The organism is Micromonospora sp. NBC_00421 (genome assembly GCF_036017915.1).
Lineage (GTDB): Bacteria > Actinomycetota > Actinomycetes > Mycobacteriales > Micromonosporaceae > Micromonospora.
On record NZ_CP107929.1, the window covers coordinates 5,410,742 to 5,431,388 of the forward strand.

Annotated in this window: 21 protein-coding genes; 16 read left to right on the forward strand and 5 right to left on the reverse strand. The window is 71.6% G+C overall.

All coding sequences use genetic code 11. The annotated features are described in order from the left end of the window. Positions 1-37: 37 nt before the first annotated feature. A complete protein-coding gene (locus OHQ87_RS22980; protein WP_067310147.1) occupies positions 38-394 on the forward strand; it encodes an STAS domain-containing protein in 357 nt (118 codons plus the stop codon). Between the two features lie 9 nt (positions 395-403). Here the strand turns inward: OHQ87_RS22980 and OHQ87_RS22985 are convergent, their stop codons facing one another. Continuing rightward, positions 404-1,708, reverse strand: coding sequence for an MFS transporter (locus tag OHQ87_RS22985; protein WP_328341028.1), 1,305 nt, complete (start codon positions 1,706-1,708; stop codon positions 404-406). Between the two features lie 49 nt (positions 1,709-1,757). Here OHQ87_RS22985 and OHQ87_RS22990 point away from each other — a divergent pair, with 49 nt between their 5' ends. From OHQ87_RS22990 to OHQ87_RS23010, 5 genes are all read left to right on the forward strand, one after another. After that, positions 1,758-2,441 carry a FadR/GntR family transcriptional regulator gene (locus OHQ87_RS22990; RefSeq protein WP_328341030.1) on the forward strand — a complete coding sequence of 228 codons (684 nt, stop codon included), beginning with the start codon at positions 1,758-1,760 and terminating at the stop codon, positions 2,439-2,441. Between the two features lie 40 nt (positions 2,442-2,481). Next, entirely contained in the window at positions 2,482-2,940 is a 459-nt protein-coding gene (gene mscL, locus OHQ87_RS22995) for a large conductance mechanosensitive channel protein MscL (RefSeq protein WP_328341032.1), read from the forward strand. Positions 2,941-3,019: 79 nt separating this feature from the next. Then, positions 3,020-3,268 carry a hypothetical protein gene (locus OHQ87_RS23000; protein WP_328341034.1) on the forward strand — a complete coding sequence of 83 codons (249 nt, stop codon included), beginning with the start codon at positions 3,020-3,022 and terminating at the stop codon, positions 3,266-3,268. 68 nt (positions 3,269-3,336) lie between these two features. Continuing rightward, on the forward strand, positions 3,337-3,699 hold the full coding sequence (locus OHQ87_RS23005; RefSeq protein WP_328341036.1) for a hypothetical protein: 363 nt from the start codon (positions 3,337-3,339) through the stop codon (positions 3,697-3,699). 659 nt (positions 3,700-4,358) lie between these two features. Further along, a complete protein-coding gene (locus OHQ87_RS23010; protein WP_328341038.1) occupies positions 4,359-4,631 on the forward strand; it encodes a hypothetical protein in 273 nt (90 codons plus the stop codon). Here OHQ87_RS23010 and OHQ87_RS23015 read toward each other — a convergent pair. Beyond that, entirely contained in the window at positions 4,618-5,931 is a 1,314-nt protein-coding gene (locus OHQ87_RS23015; RefSeq protein ID WP_328341040.1) for a benzoate/H(+) symporter BenE family transporter, read from the reverse strand. The two genes, OHQ87_RS23010 and OHQ87_RS23015, sit on opposite strands and share 14 nt — an antisense overlap. Positions 5,932-6,000: 69 nt before the next feature. Between OHQ87_RS23015 and OHQ87_RS23020 the strand changes: the two genes are divergently transcribed. The 4 genes from OHQ87_RS23020 to OHQ87_RS23035 all read left to right on the forward strand — a co-directional run bounded on the left by OHQ87_RS23020 (position 6,001) and on the right by OHQ87_RS23035 (position 9,478). Next, the gene (locus OHQ87_RS23020) at positions 6,001-6,561 is read left to right on the forward strand and encodes a helix-turn-helix domain-containing protein (RefSeq protein WP_328341042.1); all 561 of its coding nucleotides are present in this window, start codon (positions 6,001-6,003) and stop codon (positions 6,559-6,561) included. An 85-nt stretch (positions 6,562-6,646) separates the two neighbouring features. Continuing rightward, on the forward strand, positions 6,647-7,366 hold the full coding sequence (locus tag OHQ87_RS23025) for a PP2C family protein-serine/threonine phosphatase (RefSeq protein WP_328341044.1): 720 nt from the start codon (positions 6,647-6,649) through the stop codon (positions 7,364-7,366). 50 nt (positions 7,367-7,416) lie between these two features. Next, positions 7,417-8,625 (forward strand): GNAT family N-acetyltransferase, encoded by a 1,209-nt coding sequence (locus tag OHQ87_RS23030; protein ID WP_328341046.1) that lies wholly within the window; start codon positions 7,417-7,419, stop codon positions 8,623-8,625. A 103-nt stretch (positions 8,626-8,728) separates the two neighbouring features. Further along, positions 8,729-9,478 carry a ZIP family metal transporter gene (locus OHQ87_RS23035; protein WP_328341048.1) on the forward strand — a complete coding sequence of 250 codons (750 nt, stop codon included), beginning with the start codon at positions 8,729-8,731 and terminating at the stop codon, positions 9,476-9,478. A gap of 126 nt (positions 9,479-9,604) precedes the next feature. Here the strand turns inward: OHQ87_RS23035 and OHQ87_RS23040 are convergent, their stop codons facing one another. Continuing rightward, positions 9,605-10,687: an NAD-dependent epimerase/dehydratase family protein gene (locus OHQ87_RS23040; RefSeq protein WP_328341050.1), complete on the reverse strand. Its 1,083-nt coding sequence runs from the start codon at positions 10,685-10,687 to the stop codon at positions 9,605-9,607. A gap of 223 nt (positions 10,688-10,910) precedes the next feature. After that, on the reverse strand, positions 10,911-11,624 hold the full coding sequence (locus OHQ87_RS23045) for an RICIN domain-containing protein (protein ID WP_328341052.1): 714 nt from the start codon (positions 11,622-11,624) through the stop codon (positions 10,911-10,913). Positions 11,625-12,397: 773 nt separating this feature from the next. Here OHQ87_RS23045 and OHQ87_RS23050 point away from each other — a divergent pair. The 6 genes from OHQ87_RS23050 (at position 12,398) to OHQ87_RS23075 (ending at position 19,147) form a co-directional block, all read left to right on the forward strand. After that, the gene (locus tag OHQ87_RS23050; protein ID WP_328341054.1) at positions 12,398-13,021 is read left to right on the forward strand and encodes an RNA polymerase sigma factor; all 624 of its coding nucleotides are present in this window, start codon (positions 12,398-12,400) and stop codon (positions 13,019-13,021) included. After that, positions 13,008-14,921, forward strand: coding sequence for an EAL domain-containing protein (locus tag OHQ87_RS23055; RefSeq protein ID WP_328341056.1), 1,914 nt, complete (start codon positions 13,008-13,010; stop codon positions 14,919-14,921). Before OHQ87_RS23050 ends, OHQ87_RS23055 begins: the two co-directional genes overlap by 14 nt. 453 nt (positions 14,922-15,374) lie before the next feature. Next, complete coding sequence (locus OHQ87_RS23060) at positions 15,375-17,783, forward strand: sensor histidine kinase (protein WP_328341058.1); 2,409 nt, start codon at positions 15,375-15,377, stop codon at positions 17,781-17,783. Continuing rightward, positions 17,780-18,211: a roadblock/LC7 domain-containing protein gene (locus OHQ87_RS23065; RefSeq protein ID WP_328341060.1), complete on the forward strand. Its 432-nt coding sequence runs from the start codon at positions 17,780-17,782 to the stop codon at positions 18,209-18,211. The genes OHQ87_RS23060 and OHQ87_RS23065 overlap by 4 nt, the downstream gene beginning before the upstream one ends. After that, positions 18,208-18,573 carry a DUF742 domain-containing protein gene (locus OHQ87_RS23070; protein WP_328341061.1) on the forward strand — a complete coding sequence of 122 codons (366 nt, stop codon included), beginning with the start codon at positions 18,208-18,210 and terminating at the stop codon, positions 18,571-18,573. The genes OHQ87_RS23065 and OHQ87_RS23070 overlap by 4 nt, the downstream gene beginning before the upstream one ends. Before the next feature lie 34 nt (positions 18,574-18,607). Continuing rightward, positions 18,608-19,147, forward strand: a complete 540-nt coding sequence (locus OHQ87_RS23075; protein WP_328341063.1) for a GTP-binding protein — start codon at positions 18,608-18,610, stop codon at positions 19,145-19,147. Positions 19,148-19,231: 84 nt separating this feature from the next. Here OHQ87_RS23075 and OHQ87_RS23080 read toward each other — a convergent pair whose 3' ends face one another. Further along, positions 19,232-20,623 (reverse strand): tryptophanase, encoded by a 1,392-nt coding sequence (locus OHQ87_RS23080; RefSeq protein ID WP_328341065.1) that lies wholly within the window; start codon positions 20,621-20,623, stop codon positions 19,232-19,234. Positions 20,624-20,647 lie beyond the last annotated feature (24 nt).

Sequence of the window (20,647 nt, forward strand, 5' to 3'; positions counted from 1 at the left end):
CCGTGGGATACCGTTTCACCAATAACAGGAGGTCTGAATGTCCCTGACGGTGCACACGGAACAGCGCGGCGACGTCGTCGTCGTGTCGGTCGCGGGCGAACTCGACATGGCGACCGCACCGCAGTTGCAGGACCAGATCACCGACCTGCTCGACAAGGGTCGCAGCCGGCTGGTGTTCGACCTGGCCGAGGTGTCGTTCTGCGACTCGACCGGGCTGTCGGTCTTCGTCCGGGCCAAGAACAGCTGCGACGAGGCCGGCGGCGTGGTGCGGTTGGCCGCCCCGCAGCGCGGGGTGCTGCGCATCCTCGAGGTCAGCGGTCTGGTCGAGGTGCTGCACACCTACCCGACTGTCGACGAGGCCGTCGCGGGCGACCCCACCCCCGCCTCGTCCTGACCGGTTTGCTCAGCGCTCGTCCTCGATGAACCGGGGGCGAGCGATCACCATGCCCGCGGTCGTCTGCACCGCGAGCGCGGTGAGCAGGAAGCCCATCGGCGCGGTCCACCCGCCGGTCGCCTCGTAGAGCACCCCGACGAGCAGCGGGCCGAGCGCGGCGATCACGTAACCGGTGCTCTGTGCGAAGGCGGACAGGGCGACAGTCCCGTCGGCGGTCCGGGCGCGCAGGCCGATGGTGGTCAGGATCAGCGGGAAGGCGCCCTGGCCGAAGGCGAGCAGCAGCACCCAGAGCACCGCCCCGTCGCGCGGGGCGAACGCCAACCCAAGGTAGGCCGCCGCGGAGAACGCGGTCAGCCCGAACACCAGCGGGCGAAGCGTCCGGAGCCGGCCGGCGAGCGTCGGCATCAGCAGGGCCACCGGCACGCCGAGCGCGGTGACCCCGGCGAGCAGCAGTCCGGCGCTCTCCGCACGGAAGCCGGCGTCCCGGAAGAGCTGGGCCAGCCAGCCCATGACCGCGTACCCGCTGAGCGACTGCGCGCCGAAGTAGACAGCCATCGCCCAGCCGAGCCGGGTGCGGGCCGGTCGGACCCGGGAACGGACGGTCGGGACCGCCGTCGGGGGCGCGGCCCGTCGGGCGGCGCGCGCCCGCAGCGCCAGCGGCACCCACGGGAGTACGGCCACCGCCGCCAACGCCGCCCACACCCCGAGCCCGGCCCGCCAGGAGCCGAAGGCGTGCGCCACCGGCACGGCGGAGGCGGCGGCCACCGTCGTACCCGCCGTCAGGGCCATCGTGTACGCCCCGGTGACCAGCCCGGTGCGGTGCGGGAAGTGCTGTTTGACGAGCATCGGCAGCAGGATGTTCGCCACCGCGATGCCGGCCAGGGCGAGCGCGCTGGTGAGCACGAAGACCGCCGCCGAGTCGGTGACCACCCGGAGCACCTGACCGACGGTGAGGGCGAGCATCCCCACCACCAGCACCCGGGGCGCCGCCCAACGGCGGACCAGCCAGGGGGTGAGCGCGCCGAGGCCGGCGAAGGCGATGGTGGGCAGGGTGGTGACGAACCCGGCCATCGCGCCGGAGAGACCGAGCCCGGTGCGCACCTCGTCGAGCAGGGCGCCGAGGCTGGTCACCGCTGCCCGCAGGTTGAGCGCGACAAGCAGCATCCCGACCAGCACCAACGCGCCACCGGTGACCGGCGACGGGGCGCGGTGGGCCGGCCGGACGCCCGGTCCGGGGGCTTCGACGGTGGCGGTCGGGCCGGCGGCGGCGCTCCGGCCGGTGGTGGCCTCGGCGCTGGCGGTTGGCGGGGTCATGACCTCGAACCTACAATCATGGGATGAATTTCGGCAGCTGGTGTAACCGGTGACACCGTCAGTCGATTCCCGGCCCGTGCCCCCGCGCGGTCAGCGGGTGCAACAGACGATCGAGCAGCTCCGGGGCCGGATCCTCGGCGGCGAGTGGGCGGTCGGTGGGCGGATTCCCACCGAGCCGCAACTGGTGACGGCGCTCGGGGTGGGGCGCAACACCGTCCGCGAGGCGGTCCGGGCCCTGGTGCACGCCGGGGTGCTGGAGTGCCGGCAGGGCTCCGGGACGTACGTGGTGTCGACCGACGAGCTGGCCCCGGTGGTGGCCCGCCGGCTCACCGACGACCGGATGGCCGAGGTGGTGGAGGTACGCCGGGCGTTCGAGGTCGAGGCGGCCCGGTTGGCCGCGCTGCGGCGTACCCCGGAGGACCTGGTGGCGCTCGACGGCGCGCTCGCCGCCCGGGAGGCCGCCTGGCGGTCGGGCCGGGTCGGTGAGTTCGTGGAGGCGGACGTCGCGCTGCACACGGCGGTGGTCGCCGCCGCCCACAACGCCATGCTGGCCGAGCTGTACGCCTCGGTCGGCGCGGCGCTGCGCAGCACCGTCGCGCACGCGATCGGTGACACCCTGCAACCCCAGCGGTACGTCGACCACGGCCGGCTGGTGACGGCGATCCGGGACGGTGATCCCGGGCGGGCGGCGATCGAGGCCGGTGCTTTCCTGGAGCCGCCGTCCGGGGCATAGGTTGTCCCCGACGGAGAATCGGGACGGCACAGGAGTACGGATGCTCAAGGGCTTCAAAGACTTCATCATGCGCGGCAACGTCGTCGACCTGGCGGTCGGTGTCGTCATCGGCGCCGCGTTCACGGGCGTGGTCACCCAACTGACCAAGTCGTTCCTCGAACCAGTGATCAAGGCGGTCGGAGGGGGCACCGGCCAGTTCGCCGGGAAGTGGGAGATCACCGAGGACAACTACATGGACTGGGCCGGCTTCCTCAACGCCCTGATCACGTTCCTGTTGACCGCAGCGGTTCTCTACTTCCTCGTGGTGTTCCCGATGAACAAGCTGGCCGAGCGGCGCAAGCGGGGCGAGGAGCCGCCGCCGGCCGCGCCGAGCGAGGAGGTCAAGCTGCTCACCGAGATCCGGGACGCACTGCTGGCCGGCGGCCACGTCGCTCCGGGGCAGCGCGGCGCACTCGACGACGTGCTCGGTCGGCGTCCGGAGCCGCCCGCCCCGCGCTGACCGACCGGCGCACATCGGCCCCTGCGGAATTCCCGCAGGGGCCGGTTCCTGTCGTACACATGTTCGATAGAGTCCGGCCATGGAGCAGCGTAGGCACTGGTGGAACGGCAAATGGGGACGACTGGCACGGCGGGACGTGTTCCTCAGGGTCGACGCCGACCGGTGGCACGTCGAGCAGCGGGCCGGCGGCGCGGAGGGCGTCTCCCAGTTCTACGAGTACGGCAGCGCGGACGAGGCCGAGGAGACCGTCCGGGCCCTGCTGGAGGGGGCGGACGCCTGGCGGGAGTTGTCCCCACGGCCGCCCAGCGCCTGGGGCCCGGCGGTCTAGCGTCGGGGCGCGGGGGCGGTTTAGCGTCGGGCGGAGCAGGGAACCGCCCGTGGATGGAGCAGCAGGGCATGGCAGAACAGGCGGTCATCTCCCGGGTCACCACCGGCATGCGGGTGGTCGACACCGTCGGCGTCGAGGTCGGCACGGTGGACCTCGTCCAGCGGGGTGATCCGAACGCGGTGGCCGTGCAGGCTTCGACGGCCACCGATCCGGGCGGCAGCCTGGACGAGCTGATCGAGTCGGCGGCCGTCGAGGAGCCGGACGTCCCGGCCGACCTGGCCGCCCGCCTGCTGCGGACCGGCTACCTCAAGGTCTCTACCGAGTTGGCCCGCACCGGCGCGGTGTACGTGCTGGCCGACCAGATCGCCACGGTCGTCGACGACCGGGTACGCCTGAGCGTTCCCGTCGGCGACCTGCCCCCCGAGGAGTAATCCACCCCCTCCTCCCCACACCACCTGCCCGGCCCGGCGCTGGTCGGCCGCGCTCTGCTTGGGTTTGCCGGCGTGCGTGCGGAGATCTCTACTACGCACGCACGCCGGTCAACGGCATCGCCTGGGGGCCGACAATCCTGTCGCGCGTCCTTTGGAGCTGATGACGTAGACGAGTCATCGGTGGCAGCGCCAGCAGATCGTCCGCGGCGGGCTGTTCTTGGTGGGCGCGCTGATGCGGGCCAATCGACTGACACCCGAACCGGTCGCCGGACCACGCCGGACCACGCCGGACCACGCCGGGTCGCCGACCCCGGAAGCAGACCCGAGCAGATCACCATCGCGCCGGCGACCGAGGGGCACGGCGAGGCGGGTCGCATCCTCGCTGCGACGGTCCGGTTCCGCCTGTTCGGCGGCCCGTCCGCCGAGGCCTGTTCGGCGGCCCGTCCGCCGAGGTGGGCGCGTCGATGCGCTTGCCGTCCTGCTGTCGGTGAGTCGTTGACGTCATCAGCTCGAAAGGACCCGTAGAGGTGCTACTGCCCACCGGGGATTCACCCTCAGCACCGGGGATTCGCCACCAGGATGCGGCGGGAAGGGCGACCGTCCGGCCTGTCGTCGGCGCGGGCCCGCGGAGTCGAGGTCGTGCGTTCTAGTGTGGACCGATGTACATGGTCATCGGAGAGCAGCGGATGCCGGCCGGTACGGCGCAGTCGCGACAGGAGCAGTACGCGCACATGGCCGAGGTGGTCCGGCAGAGCCCGGGGTTCGTCCGTGGTTGGTGGGGGCCGGACGAGGCGGACCGGGAGACGGGGCACGCCCTGGTGTTGCTCGACAGCCGGGAGCACGCGCTGGAGTTCGCGGCCACCGTCGAACAGTACGTGCCGGACCTTCGGCTGCGGGTGATGGCGGTCGAGGTGACCGTCAGCGCACCGTGACCTGCCCGGCCTGACCCCCGGCAACCGAGGTCCCCTCGGGATCCGGCAAACCCGGCAGCCCCGTGGTCGGCGTCCGGCGGCGGAAGAGCACCAGCAGCAACCAGCCGGCCAGTAGCCCCCAGAACGCCCCACCCACGCCGAGCAGGCTCACCCCCGAGGCGGTGACCACGAAGGTGACCACGGCAGCCTCCCGGCTCTGCGGGTCGGTAGCCACCGGGGAGGGGGCGGCTGCCGGAGAGACAACGGCTGCCGGAGAGGCAACGGAGGCGGGTGCAGGGGAGGGGGCGAGGGCCGAGGAGAGGGCGGCGGCCAACGCACCGAGCAGCGCGAGCCCGGCGACCGCCTCGATGAGCACCGGTGGAGAGAGCAGCACCATTGTGGTCGCCGCCCCCGCGCCGAGTCCGAGCAGCACCATGCCGATGCCGGCGGTCACCGAGGCGATCCAGCGCCGGTCCGGGTCGGGGTGGGCGTCCGGGCTGGCCGCCAGGGCGGCGGTGATCGCGGCGAGGTTGACCGCGTGCCCACCGGTGGCGGCACCGAGCGCGCTTGCCAATCCGGTGGTACGCAGCGCGGGGGCGAGCGGCGGCCGGTAGCCGTACCCGCGCAGCACCGCCGTGCCGGGCACGTTCTGCGCGGCCATGGTGACCAGGAACAGCGGCAGCGCCAGGCCGACCACCGCGGGCAGCGTGAACGTGGGCACGGTCGGCGACACCACCGGCCGCAGGTCACCGATGCCCACCCCCACGCCCGACGTGGTCAGCGTGATCGCCAGAGCCGCCACCACCAGCGCGGCCGGTACCGCCCAGCGGCGGGCGAACAGGTGCAGCACCAGCCAGGTGACGATCACCGGCGCGGCCAACGCCGGCACCTCGACCAGCGCGCGTACCGGGGCGGTGCACAGCGGCAGCAACACCCCGGCCAGCATCGCCGCCGCCACCGGGGCGGGGATGGCGGCCACCGCCCGGCCCAGGGCGGGGAAGAGGCCTGCGGCGACGATGAGCAGCCCGCACAGCGCGAACGCCCCCACGGCGGCGGGCCAACCCCCGGGGACCGGCCCCGTGGCGACCAGGAGGGCCGCACCCGGCGTGGACCAGGCGATCGCGATCGGTATCCGGTGCCGCAACCCGAGCCAGACCGCGCAGATCCCGGCGGCGACGCTCACCGTGAGCAGCCCCGAGGCGGCCTGGGCCTCGCTGGCGCCGACCGCCCGCAGACCGGCGAGTACCACGGTGAACGAGCTGGCGAAGCCGACCACGGCGGTCACCACCCCGGCCAGCACCGGTTGCAGCCGATCCCCCACCACAGCCTCCCTCGCGCCGTCGACCATCGTTCCGTTTACGGAACGACGGTCGTGTAGCACCATAGCGGCATGACCCGGCCCCGCCCAGCCCGCCGGCCACCACTCGACGCCGACGCCGAGGCGGTCGGCCGCAGGCTCCGCGCCCTGCGTACCGAGCGCGGGGTCTCCCTCTCCGCGCTGGCCCGTACCGCCGGGGTCGGGAAGGCCACCCTCTCCGCGCTGGAGAACGGCACCCGCAACCCCACCCTGGAGACGCTCTACGCGATCACCGCCCAGCTCGGCGTACCGCTGGCGGCAGTACTCGCCGGACCCGCCGCCACCCCGACCGTCCGGGGCGCCACGGTCGTCGCCACCCTGCTGGAGTCGTTCACCGACACCGATGCCAGCTACGAGCTGTACCGGCTGCGGGTCCGCCCCGGCGGGGAGCAGGTCTCCCCCGCCCACCGACCGGGAGTCACCGAGCACGTCACGGTCTTCGCCGGGGTGCTGCGCGCCGGCCCGGTGGACGCCCCGCAGACCGCCTCCACCGGTGACCACCTGCGTTGGACCTCAGACGTCCCGCACGGCTACGCCGCCCTCGGCGACGAGGATGTCGCCGCCAGCCTGCTGTTGCGCTATCCCCGTAGCTGACCCACCACCGACACGGGGCTCATTTCTTCCACCCACGCACCAGTGCGTAGAGACGAATGGAGGGTGTATCCGGCAAGCTTGTCGTATGACGCTGATCCTCCGCTCGGCCATCATCAACGACGTCGGCCTGGTCCGCACCAACAACGAGGACTCAGCCCTCGCCGGTGAACGCCTGGTCGCGGTGGCGGACGGCATGGGTGGGCTCCCCGCAGGTGAGGTGGCCAGCGAGATCGTCATCCGCATCCTGGACGAGTTGGTCCCGCCCACCGGCACCGACGAGGCCGCCGAGGCGTTGCGTGCCGTGGTCTCCACCGCCAACCGACGCATCCGCGCCGCCATCTCCGCCGACCCGGCCCGCGAGGGCATGGGTACGACGCTGACCGCCGCCCTGCTCGCCGGGGACACCCTGGTCCTCGCCCAGGTCGGCGACTCCCGCTGCTACCTGCTGCGTGACGGCGAGTTGACCCAGCTCACCCGGGACGACACCTTCGTCCAGGCGCTTGTCGACCAGGGTGCGCTCTCCCCCGACCAGGCCCGCCACCACCCGCAGCGGTCCCTGGTGACCCGGGCCGTACAGGGGGCGGACGCGCCACCCGCGATCGGCGTGCTGACCGTGTTCGCCGGGGACCGGGTGCTGCTGTGCAGTGACGGGCTCTCCGACTACGTCGCCGACGAGGCGATCCACGGTGCGCTCGGCACCTACCAGGACCGACAGCACTGCGGCGAGCAGTTGGTCAAGCTGGCCCACCAGGCCGGCGCACCGGACAACGTCACAGTGGTGGTCTCCGACGTCACCGAGGGCTGAACCGGGCCAACCGGGTTGCGGCGGACCGCCGGCCGGGTTGGGATGGACGGATGCTCATCCGTCGCCTGGCCGCCGAGGAACGACTGACCACCAGCTTCCCGATCCAGGCGTACGCCTTCGAGGCGTCCCCGTTGAGCAGGGAGCGCGTCGACGCGTTCCACAGGTACCTGCCGTACAACAAGGGCAACCGGACGCTCGTGGTCGAGGAGGGGGGCGAGGCACGGGCCACCGCCAGCGCCATCCCGATGCGGCAGAACCTGCGTGGTGCGGTGCTGCCGATGGCCGGGGTCGCCGGGATCGCCACCCACCCGCTGGCCCGCCGGCAGGGGTATGTCCGCGCCCTGGTGTGCCAACTCCTCGACGAGATGCGTGACGGCGGGCACCCGGTGAGCGCGCTGTACCCGTTCCGGGCCAGCTTCTACGAGCGGTTCGGCTACGTGGGGCTGCCCCGGGCGCGTACCGTCCGGTTCTCTCCGGCCGAGTTGGCCCCGCTGCTACGTACCGAACTGCCCGGCACGGTGGGCTGGGAACAGATCGGCGCCGGGTACGCCCGCTACCGGTCGTTCATCGAGCGGTGCCTGCGCGAGCGGCACGGCTTCGCGATCTTCCCCGAGTTCCGGGACGTCGGCCTGCGCGACCGGGACGACAGGTGGCTGATCACCGCGACGATCGACGGCAGCGTGGTCGGCGCGCTCACCTACCGGATCGACGACCACGGTGGCGAGCTGGTCGGGGACGACCTGCTCGCCGCCGACCCGTACGCCCGCGCCCTGCTGTTGCAGTTCCTCGCCCGGCACGTCGACCAGGTGGAGCGGATCAGCCTCCAGATCCCCGCCGACGACCTGCCCGAGCTGTGGCTGACCGACCTGGCCGTGCACGTCGAGGCCCGGGTGACCCGACCCGGCTCACCGGCGCCGATGGCCCGCCTGCTCAGCGTGGACGTCCTCGCCGGGCTGCCCGCCGGACCCGGCCGGGTCCGGGTGGAACTGGTCGACGACCGCTGGCTCGCCGGCATCCACCTGCTCGCCGGCACCGGTGGCCGGTTGGAGCTGACCCCCGGTGGCCGGTCGGCGGTGGCCTCAGGCGGTCCGGTACCGGAGGCGACGCTCACCGCCGCCGGGTTGTCCGCGCTGGCGTACGGGGTGCTCGACCCGGCCGAGGTGCACATCCGAGGGCTGGGCGACGTCGGCCCGGAGGCAGCGGTCGAGCTGCGACGACTCTTCCCGCGCGCCCTCCCCTACCTCTTCGCCGACTTCTGACCCGGATTGCCCCAGGCCAGGGCCGGATTGCCCCAGGCCGAAGCCGGGTTGGCGCGGGACGGGGCCGGGTTGCCGCGGGACGGGGCTGGGTACGGTCCCCGGAATGCCGGAGTGGTTGCAAGCCGGGGCGTGGGGCCTGCTGGCCGGTTCCGCCCTGTTGGTCGGGGCCGCCGTCGGGTTCTTCGCCCGGGTGCCCCGCAAGGTCGTCGCGTCGATCATGGCGTTCGGTGCGGGCGTACTGCTCTCCGCGGTCTCGTTCGAGTTGATCGCCGAGGCGCACGAGCAGGGCGGGCTGCTGCCGACCGTGATCGGGGCGGCGGGCGGGGCGCTGGCGTACACCGGCGCGAACCTGCTCCTCGCCCGACGGGGTGCCCGGCACCGGAAGCGGTCCGGCGAGGAACAACCCTCCGAGCAGGAGCAGCCCGGCTCCGGGTCGGCGATCGCGGTGGGTGCGCTGCTGGACGGCGTACCCGAGTCGGTGGTGATCGGCGCGAGCCTGCTCACCGGCGGCCCGGTCAGCCTGGTCACCGTGGTCGCGGTCTTCCTCAGCAACGTGCCCGAAGGGCTGTCGAGCGCCGCCGGCATGCGCCGGGCCGGCCGCTCCCGCCGGTACGTCTTCGCTCTGTGGACGGCGATCACCCTGATCAGCGGCATCGCCGCGCTGCTCGGCAACACCCTGCTGGGCGGTGCGCCACCGGAGGTGCTGGCCACCATCACCGCCCTGGCCGCCGGGGCGATCCTCGCGATGATCACCGACACCATGGTTCCGGAGGCGTTCGAGGACGCCCACCTGCTGGTCGGCCTGATCACCGTCCTCGGCTTCCTCACCGCCTTCGCCCTCTCCCACACCTGACCCACCCCCACCTCACACCCACATCCCGCGCCCCGCCCAGTCCGCACCCCGCCCAGCAAGGTCACGAGCAGCTCCGCACACGGGCAGGCCCGCACACGAGCAGGCCGAGGGGCGGGGCGTCGCTGGTCAGTAGGGGTTGCCCTGGCCGGGGGCGCGGCCCCGGAGCAGGCCGGCGGGACGACCGGGAAGGTCGGGGGCACCGGACATCGGCGGACCGCCGGTGTGCGCGCCGCGGGCCATCCCGGCGAACAACTCCTTCAGCGCGGTCACCGCGTCGACCTGCGGCTGCCAGCCGAGTTCGGTCTCGGCCCGAGCGCTGGACATCAGCGGCGCGTTGAGGCCCAGTTCCACCCAGCCCGCGTCCACCGGCTGGAGCCGGAACCGCCAGGTCAGCGCGGCGGCGACACGTAGCACCGGAGCGGCCACCGGCACCGTCCAGCCCTTGAAGTGCCGGGCCACCAGCTCCGGGGTCAGCACCGGGTCCGCGGCGACGTTGAACGCGCCGCGCGCATCACCGAGGACCGCCCGGGCGTACGCGTCGGCGACGTCGTCGGCGTGCACCGCCTGCATCCGCAGCCGGCGGTTGGCCGGTACGAGCGGAATCCGCCCGTGGCGCAGCAGCCGCACCGGGGCGAGTGGCCCGAGGAAGTACCTGGTGATCTCGGTACCCGCGTCCCGCTGGAAGATCAACCCGGGGCGCAGCCGGACCACCCGCAGCTGCGGATGTGCTGCCTCGACGGTGTCCAGCATCGCCTCGACCTCGGCCTTGTCCCGGCTGTACGACGAACCGGGCACCCCGGTCGCCGGCCACCGCTCGCTGACCGGGTGGTCCTTCGGGCCGGGCGCGTAGGTGCCGACCGACGAGGCGTACACCAGGGCGGGGACGCCGGCCCGCACGGTGGCCTCGGTCACCGCGCGGCTGCCGCCGACGTTGGTCCTGTGCAGGGTGCGCTGGTCGTGGCTGGGCTGGATCTGCCAGGCCAGGTGCACGACGGCGTCGGCCCGCGCGAAGATCGCGGTCAGCGTGTCGACCGCGTCCGGCGCCCCGATGTCGCAGGAGTGCCACCGCACCCCGTCGTACGGCGCACCGGCGTCCGGGCCGGGCAGTCGGCGGGCGACGCCGACCAGGTCCAGCCCCGGCTCCCGGCCCAGCCGGCGCAGCACCGCCGTGCCCACGTTGCCACTGGCCCCCACGATCACGATCCGCATGCCGGCTGCGGTACCCGCTGAGCCCGACCCCAACCCCGAACCGCCCTACCGGCCCCGACTGCCCCACCCCGGCTCGACCCACCCGGGCCCGGACCACAACGGCACGACCTGACAACGGCCCGGACCACAACGGCCCGGACCGTGGCCGGCGGTGTCCGGTCGACCGGACACCGCCAGCTCGCCGCCGTGGCGGGACCACCGCCCGGGGCGGCCCGGTCGTGGGTCAGCCGCCCGCCGGGGTACGGGCCGGACCGTTGTCGACCAGGCGGAACGTGCTCAGCAGGGGTGCGTCCCCCAGCTCTTCCAGGATCAGGCCACGGCTCGGCGAGAACTGGAGGAACGCCGAGTTGTTGCTGATCGCGTACGCGCCCTTGCCCGCGCTCGCGATGGTGAAGAGCTGGGCCGGCTTGCGGGAGTCGCAGGCCGCCCCCTCGACGGTGAGCGACCCGCCGTTGGCCGGGTTGACCACCTGCCAGCAGGCGGGGTCGTCGCTGGCGGGGTGGTTGTCGCGCCTGCCGTACGACTTGATCAGGTATTTGCCGGCACCGGTCGGCGTCGGCACGAACAGTTGGCGTCCGCTGTCGTCGTCGACCTCGACGAGGGTGCCGCCGTCCAGCGCCACCCCGGACTCCGTCGACTGCACCCGGACGATGGTCACCTCCCGCTTGCCGGACAGCACGGACCCGGCGGAACCGGCCGTGGCCGACGGCTTCGCGGTGGGCTTGGGGGGTGTCGTGGCCGTCGCCGAGGGGGTCACCGGCTCGCCGGGCACTGCCGTACCGCTGGGCGTCACGGCACCGGTGGGTGTCACGGTGCCCGACGGCGTCGCGCTGGCCGACGCGGCGTCGGTGGGCGTCCCGGTGCCGTCCCCGCAGGCCGCCAACGCGCCCGAGCATGCCAGCAACGCCACCCCGGTAACCCACTTCACCTTGAACATGCTGTGCTCCTCAAACCGGACCCCGCACGGGTGCGCGGAGCTCTCCACACCTGAACCTCACACCGGCGCTGAAAGCGCCGCAGCACAGACTGGACGCCGGTGGTCACCCGCCGGTTTCCCCGTACCCGGAAGAACCTGAGATCGTCGGCACCGCCGGGCCGCCGCGCCGCGGCCAGTCGCGGTGGCCGGCGCAGTGCGACGGTCCGAACCGGACGGTGTCGGCACGCCGGCTCGGCTCGACGAGCCTGGAGCCGCGAGCTGAGGTGATTATCCAGACACACACAGTGATGAGAAGTGACGGAGAATCGCCCCGGCTCCGCCCGAACACCCTATCGCCCAGCGTGTCGCAGACATGACTTTAGGCTGTGTAGCCAGCTTAAACGCTTGATCATGGATCTCTGTGAAGATTGTGGACAGTGCGGCATCTACATTCCGGCCTCGCCACGGATAGTAATTGCAGACCGAGGGCGACTAGGGAGAATGATGAACGAAGCGCTGGCGGAGACGCTCTCCGGCTCCGAAGCGATGGCCGCGACCCTGGCCGTTGCCGCGACGGCAGCGGGCTTGCTACGGGCCTACGTTGCGCACCGGACACGTCTACACGAGGAACGTGAGGCGTCGACACGTGCCGCGGCCCGGATGAGAGGGCTGGTAAGGCTGGCGGCGGTTCAGCATGACGTGGTGCGAATCGTGGAGCGTGATCGTGACGGGCACCGCAGGGTGGAGCTGGGAGCCTGTGGCATGCAGCGGTGCGAGACCCCCGGGGAGGCCGCATGATCGAGATCGAGGGCACCGCTGCCCGGACGCCGGAACCGGTCGACAAGGAGGCGATGCGACAGGCGGACGCCGCGCGTCTCAAAGCCAGGCACGATCAGGAATTCGCCAGCTTCGCCGAGGCCTCCTACCACACGGTGGAACGAATTCTCCGGGCGGAGTGCCGGGACCGTGAGGCGGTCGAGGACGCGCTCAACGAGGCGTACGCGCACGGGCGCGACCAGTGGCACAAGATCCGTATCTACACCAAGCCGGTCGGCTGGGTGATCACCACGGCCCGGAACAAGATCCGCAAGGACCGCCAACGACGTCAGCGCGAAACCGCAGTCGCGCCGGAAGACCTGCCACCCGCGCCGGACTCCGACATCGCCGACGTGTGGGAGGCGCGGGAGACGTTACGGAACTGGTTGCACCAGCTTCCCTCGCGGCACGCCGAGGTGTTCCAGATGTCGCGCGAGGGGTTCTCCAATCTGGAGATCGCCCGCATCCTCGGCCTGACCGAGAACAGCGTCCGGACCTACAAGGTCGCCGCGAGGAGAAAGCTGCGTGAACTGGCCGAGAAGGCGGGTTACACGAATCCGGAAGGCAGACGGCGTCAGGGAGGAAGTCGTGGATCTCGATGACATTCTGGCGCTGGCCGAGACGGGCCGGCCGAGTCCTCTCGAACTCGCCCGCGCCCGCCGCGTGGCGCGGGCAGCGCAGGGGCACTACGACTCCGCCGTCGCCGACGGCTACCGGATATTCGTCGACAGCGATCTGTTCGACCCGTTGAGCGAAGATGTCGACGAGGCGACCAGGGTCGCCCGTGCCGCCCAGTTGGCGAAGCAGGGCACGATCACCTGGACGCCCGGCGGGGGCGGCGCCCGAGGATCCGGACGCCTCTGCTGGTCGGACGAGATGGCGATGATCTTCGGACAGGCGCCTGGAACCCTCCACCTCACCCCCGAGAGCCTGGTCGATCTCGTTCATCCCGCAGACGTGGAGATGCTGCGCCGGACCGTCCGGACGGCATGGCAGCAGAGCAGGCCCGACGACGTCGAGTTCCGGGTGATCCATCCGGGTGGCAGCGTCCGTCACGTACGCTGCCACCTCGAAATCCTGACCACCGCCGACGAGCCGTCGGGGATCATCGCCACCGGAGCGGACGTCACCGCGTGTGAGCTGGCCCGACAGGAGCGCCAGCGGCTCGCCGTTCGACGTGGGATGCTCTGTGCCGATCTGGCCGTGCAGGACACCGTGACCGGACTGCCGACGCGTGGCTACCTCATCGACGAGGTGGACCGGGCACGCCGGACCACCGGCGGGGCGGTCGTCGTCGTGGCGACCGAACCGGCCACCCGGCTACCCGACGCCCTCACCGATGACGACCGCGACGAGTTGGCAGCCGCGATCGCCCACCTCCTACGCGAGACCGTCGGTGCCGACGTGACCTGCGGTCCGGTCGGCTCCGGCTGGTGGGGGGTGCTGCTCGGTCGCGCCGACGGGCACCCGGAGGCTGCCGAGACCCTGGCGACCCGACTCGTCGACACGTTCCGACGCCACCTGTTCAGCGTCCGTCAGCGGACCCTGCGCCTCAACACCTGGGCGGGTCTGGTGCACTTCGGCAGCGGTATCGCCGACACCGGGTTCGACCTCCTCGTCGACGGTGAGCATGCGGCCCGGGACGCGCGCCGCAACGCCGCCCCGATCACGGTTCTCGACCAACCGGTTGCCGCCGACGACCGGACCGACCGGTGCCGTTCCCGGGTACGAGGTGCGGTGTCGGCCAACAGGTTCGCCCTTTACGCCCAGCCCATCGTCGACCTTCGCCTCAACCAGGTCACCCGGCACGAGATCCTTCTCCGGGTGCGCAGCGACATCGGCGAACCGACCGCGCCCTGGGCCTTCCTCGACATGGCCGAACGCGTCGGTGAGATCCTCGCCGTGGACAAGTGGGTCATCGACCACGCCCTGGCACTCATCGGTCGGGGTGCGCAGACCTCCCACTACCAGATCAACGTCTCCGGCAAGTCGCTCGCCGACCCGGGCCTGCTCCACTACGTGAACGAGGCGATCCGTCGCCACCGGGTCAAGCCGGAGTGCCTGACCTTCGAGATCACCGAGACCGCTCTCATCGAGAATCGCAACGAAGCCCTGGCCTTCGCCACCGGGATCAGGCAGGCCGGCTGCCATTTGGCGCTCGACGACTTCGGCACGGGATACGGCGCCCTCGCCCATTTGCGATATCTTCCGGTGGACTTGGTGAAGATCGATGGAATGTTCGTCGTCAACCTCTGCCGGTCACCGGCCGACCAGGCGGTCGTGTCGAAACTGGTGGAGCTGTGTCACACCCTCGGTATCCATGTGGCCGCCGAGTACGTGCAGGACGAGGAAACCCTCGAACTGCTGCGAAGCTGGGGGGTCGACTTCGCCCAGGGTTACGGAACCGGGCGGCCTGAGCCGATAGCGGTGAACCCGAAGCAACAGGTGCAGACGATCGAACTCGAGCTGCGGCTTCCGCCGGAGCAGATCGCCATGGGCTGATTGAGAGGCCCGGCCCTCGGCCGGCCCGGCATCCCGCGGTCCACGGCATGGTCGGCCAGCCGACCGGAGGTGCCCGACGGGGCCGGACCGACCGGGTGCCACCCTCAGCAGCCCGCCAGGATTCGCCGACCGCGGCGCGTCCAGCGCCCGCGGTCGGTCAGGAACGCCTCGGCCACATTGCGTCCCGATCGCTGACCAGCGCAAAGGGACGGAACCGTCCACAGTTGTCGAATCGCGGCCGGGTGCGCGACCGGATAGACGGTAAGGTTGGCACCCATCGGCGTCGGCCAGTGGCGCTCGACGTCTGGTGTATTAGGCTTGACCAGGATTGGATACGACGACTTGGCGCACAATCAGGCCGATCGCGAAGACCCGCGCCGCGCCTCAGACGATCAGGCCCCACCGACGACATCGGGTCGGCGTGCCGGTCGACCGCAGTCGATCAAACGTCGCGTGATCAGGCTGGTGCTCATTCCCAGCGTCGTCGCCCTGGTCGTCTGGCTCGTCGCCTCCGGCTATCTCATCTTCCAGGGCTTCTACAACCGCCAGGTCGCGAACAGTGTCCGGCAGGTGTCGATCCCGGCGGTGTCGGCGCTGTCCTCGATCCAGCAGGAGCGGCGGTTGAGCGTCAGCTACCTGACCCAGCCGTCCCGGGACCTGGGCAGGCTGATCGAGCAACGGCAGCAGACCGATCAGCGGGTGGCCGCCCTGCGCCCGGTCGCCGACTCCGCGCTGGCCAGCGCCCCGGACTCGATCGTGTCACGGTGGCGGACACTGGCGGGCCTGCTCGACGAACTGCCGAGCATACGGAGCACCATCGATTCCCGGTCGGCCAACGGATCGGGTGTCTACGACTTCTACAACCGGCTGCTCGACGCCTCCACCGACCTCTTCGACACCCAGGCGAGAATCGTCCCCGACGTCGCCGCCGCCCAGGGTGGCATCGCGGCGACCGAGGCGTTCCGCGCCAGTGACCTGATGTCGCGGGCAGGCTCCACGATCGACGGTGCGTTCGGTGCCCGTACGCTCAGCCCGGAGGATCACCTCGACTTCACCAGGCTGGTGGGGGCCTACCATGCCGGCCTGACCAACGTGGCGCCGCACCTGGAGCCGGACGCCCGCCAGCGCCTTGCCGCGATCACCGCGAGCGGATCGTGGAAGGAGCTCGCCGCAGCGGAGAGTGCCCTGGTCAGCAGCGGCCCATGGCGCTCCGGCACACCCCGCGCGTTGACGTTCAACCGGACCCAGTGGGAGACCCTCACCCGGCAGGTCTCCGACGAGCTGATCAATCTGACCGTCGTCCAGGCCGACAAGGTCTCGGCCCGGACCCTGCGCACCGGCAACACCCAGCTGCTGACCGCCTCGCTGGGCAGTCTGATCGCGTTGCTCGTCGTCATCGCCGCGATCATCTGGGCGATCCGCCAGTCGCAGATCCTGGTCGACCGGGCGCTGTCGGTCCGCCTCGCCCAGCTGGGTCGGGACGCCGAGGCGGTGGTCGACAAGCAACTGCCCGCCATGATGGACCGGCTCCGCCGACGGGAGAAGGTCGACCTCGCTGCCGAGCTGCCCCTCCAGGAGTACGGCAGCGACGAGATCGGCCGGGTCGCCGAGGTCATCAACCGCTCGTTGCAGGCGGCGGCGGGCGCTGCCGTGGACGAGGCGAAGACCCGGGCGGCGGGTATCGCGATGCTGATGGGTGTCGCCCGGCGTCCGCAACGCCCGCTGCAACGCGGTCTGAAGGTCATCGAGGACCTGCAGAACCGGATCGGTGACGAGAAGCTGTTGGCGGAGCTCTTCGACATCAACCACCAGCTCACCCAGACCCGCCGCTTCCTGGAGAACCTCGTCATCCTGGCAGGCGGCCAGATCGGCAGGCGCTTCCAGAATCCGGTGCCGGTACGGCGGGTGCTGCTGGCGGCCTTCGCCGAGGCCCAGCAGTACCAACGCATCACGCTGCGCAGCGCACCCGACGTGGCGGTCCTCGGCCCGGCGGTGGCCGGCACCGTCCACCTGGTGGCCGAGTTGCTTGACAACGCGCTGGCGTTCTCCCCGCCCGAGACCACGGTCTGGGTCACCTGCATCGAGGTCAAGCGCGGTATCGCGGTGGAGATCGAGGACGCCGGGGTGGGGATGCGGGCGGACGCGTTGGAGCGGGCGAACGAGCTGCTGGCCACCGCGCCCACTCCGGACGTGACGGCGCTCAAGGACGGTGCCCAGGTCGGTCTGCACGTGGTGGCGGAGCTGGCCAAGCGGGACGGCATCCAGGTGAGCCTGCGCGCCTCGGCGTACGGGGGTCTGTTGGCGATCGTGTTGCTGCCCGACCGGGTGATCGCCACCGACCCGTTCACCACCGACCTGGACCGCACCGACCCGGGCGTCCTCCCGCTCGGCGCCGTCGCCACGGCGATGTCGCGCCCCGGCGTCGGGGCGGTGCTGCCGGTCGGCGGTGGCCGGCGGGAGCTGCACCCCGCCGCGGGGGCCCGGCCCACCGCGATGGCGACGACGGCGGTGAGCGGCTCGGTGCAGGCGCCGGCCGACCCCGCCGGGGACCGACGGCCCGACCGCACCGGGGGCACCATGACCGAGATTCCGACGCAGCGTGGCGCGGTCCGCGGCGACTCGTCCGCTCCCCAGGTCGCCGACCGTCCGCCCCTGCCGCACCGCCGGCCGCAGCAACACCTCGCCCCCGAGTTGCGGGAGGACGGCCTGCCCGGACAGGCCCCTGACGCGGCGCCGGCCGCCGCCCGGTCACCGGAGGAGGCCCGGGACCGGTTCACCAGGTACCAGCGGGCCTGGGCCGCTGGTCGGGCGGCGAAAAACGGGGACTCAGCCAGCAGAGACGACCAAGGCAGGAAAGCATGACCTACTCGGCATCGCAGAACGATCTGACCTGGATCCTGGACGATCTGGTAGAGGTCCCTGACGTTGTCTACGCGGTTGTCCTGTCCACCGACGGGCTGATCGTGCAGAAATCCACGTCGCTCCCGCAGGACGCCGGGGAGTTGCTTGCCGCCGGCGCGTCGTCCCTGCACAGCATCGCGGCGGGGATGGGCCGACGCTTCGACAGCGGGCCGGTGCAACAGGTCATCATCGAGTACGAGGGGCGGACGCTGTTCGTCGCCGCCGCCGGTCAGAACGCCCGGCTGGCGGTGCTCTGTGAACAGTCCGTCGACATGGGCACCGTCGCGTACGAGATGAGTCGCCTGGTCACCCGGATCGGCGACTACCTCGGCTCCGAGGCCCGCCTGGACGGCGCGGTGCTCGCCGATCGTCCCGGGTCGAAATCATGACGTACGACGTGTGGGACGGCGACGACGAGGCGGAGGCCGGCCGTCTCGTGCCGCTGTACATTCTCGTCAACGGACGGACCAGCCCCCGGAACACCAGCCTGGACCTGGCCACCCAGGTGATCGCCCTCCCGGCCGATCAGAGCCGGTTGGAGCTGGAATACCGGGACATCCTCCACCAGTGCACCGGGTGGATCTCCATCGCCGAGATCGGTGCCTACCTGCACCGCCCGCTGGCCATCACCAAGGTGATGGTCGACGTGCTCCACGAACAGGGGTTTCTGGACATCGGCTCGCCGGCACAGGAGAAGATCGCCGACCGGTGGCTGCTGGAGACGGTTCTCGCCGGCCTCCAGCGGATATAGACAAGAGGGACTGATACACGTGGATCGGAAATCGGTGAAGGTCGTCGTGGCGGGCGGCTTCGGCACCGGCAAGACCACCCTGGTCGGATCGGTCAGCGAGATTCCGCCACTGGTCACCGAGGAGGTCCTCACCCAGGCCAGCATCGGTGTGGACGACATCACCGGGGTCGAGGGCAAGACGAGCACGACGGTCGCGCTGGACTTCGGGCGGATCACCATCAGCAACGACGTCGTGCTCTACCTGTTCGGCACCCCGGGGCAGGACCGGTTCTGGTTCATCTGGGACGAGCTGGCGCAGGGGGCGGTGGGGGCGATCGTGCTTGTCGACACCCGCAGGCTCGGCACCAGCTTCCCGGCCGTCGACTACTTCGAGCGCCGGGGCATCCCGTTCGTCGCCGCCGTCAACCGGTTCTACGGCGAGTGTCCCTACACCGAGGAGGAGATCCGCGCCGCGCTGGAGTTGGACCCGACAGTGCCGCTGTTGTGGTGCGACGCACGGGACCGGGCCTCCAGCAAGCAGGCGCTGATCGAGCTGGTCCGGCACGCGCTGGCCCGGCTGCCCGCCACCGCCTGAGCTACGCCGGCCCGGCGGCCGGGTGGCCAGGCCACCGCCTGGGCCACGCCGGCCCGCCGGCCCGGCGGCCCGCCACGCCCGGCCTCACCGCCTCGTCGGGAGCTGCGCGAGCCGCACCTTGAAGTGGCGCAGCAGGGGTGGCGACGAGACCACCCGGTAGCCGGTGACCCGCTCGGGTTCCTTGGCGATGTCGGCGAGCACGGCGGCCACGTACTCGAAGTGGGTGTCGGTGTAGACCCGACGCGGGATGGCCAGGCGCACCAGTTCGAAGGGGGCCGGGGTCACCAGCCGGTGCTTGTCGTCCATCCCGCCCAGGTAGAGCGATCCCAACTCGGCGCAGCGGATGCCACCGTCGAGGTAGAGCTGGCAGCCGAGGGCGTGGCCGGGGAACTCCTGCGGTGACAGGTGGGGCAGCAACCGGCCGGCGTTGAGGTAGAGGGCGTGGATGCCCGGCGGTTGCACCGTGTCCACGCCGGCGTCGTTGATCAGCCGGGCCAGCCGGGCGGTGGAGGCGGCCCGTGCCCCGAGGTATGCGGGATCGACCACTTCGCGCAGCCCCTGGGCGAGCCGTTCGAGGTCGTGACCGGCCAGGCCGCCGTAGGTGGAGAAGCCCTCGGTGGCGATCAGGTTCGCCTCGCACCGGGCGTGCAGCTCGTCGTCGCGCAGCCCGATGAGCCCACCGATAGCCGACAGGCCGTCCTTCTTGAGGCTCACCACGCAGCCGTCGGCGAGCCCGAAGGCGTGGGTGGCGATCTGCCGGGGCGTCCAGTCCTGATAGCCCGGCTCGCGCTGCCCGACGAGCCAGGCGTTCTCGGCGAACCGCGCCGCGTCCAGGAAGAACGGCACCCGGTGGTGGCGGCACAGGTCGCGTACGGCGGTGAGGTTGGCCATCGACACCGGTTGCGCGCCGAGGCCGTTGTTGGTGATGGTCATCAGGACCAGCCCGACCCGGTCCCGTTCCGGCCCGGTGAGGGTGCGTTCCAACGCGTCGAGGTCGATGTTCCCCTTGAACGGGTCGGTGCCGTCGAGGTCGAACGCGGCCGGGCAGGGGAGGTCCCGGGGCTCCGCGCCGACCAGTTTGACGTTGGCGTGGGTGGTGTCGAAGTGGGTGTTGCTGAGGCAGAGCTGGCCGGGCTTCAACAGGCTGGTGAAGAGCACCCGTTCGCCGGCCCGGCCCTGGTGCACGGGGAGGATGTGCGGATATCCGGTGAGGTCGTGGACCTCGTCCCGGAACCGGAACCAGGAGCGCGCCCCGGCGTACGACTCGTCGCCGAGCGCGGCGGCAGCCTCCTGCGCGGCCGAGGTGGCCCCGGTGCCGGAGTCCGACAGCAGGTCGATGGTGATCTGGTCGGCGCGCAGGTTGAACGGGTTGAACCCCGCCTCCGCCAGGGCCTCCTGCCGCTCCTGCGGGCTCAGGAAGGGGATCGGCTCGACCACCTTGATCCGGTACGGGGGCAGCATCTTGTACGCGTCCACGGCCACAACTCGCTTTCCGAGGGG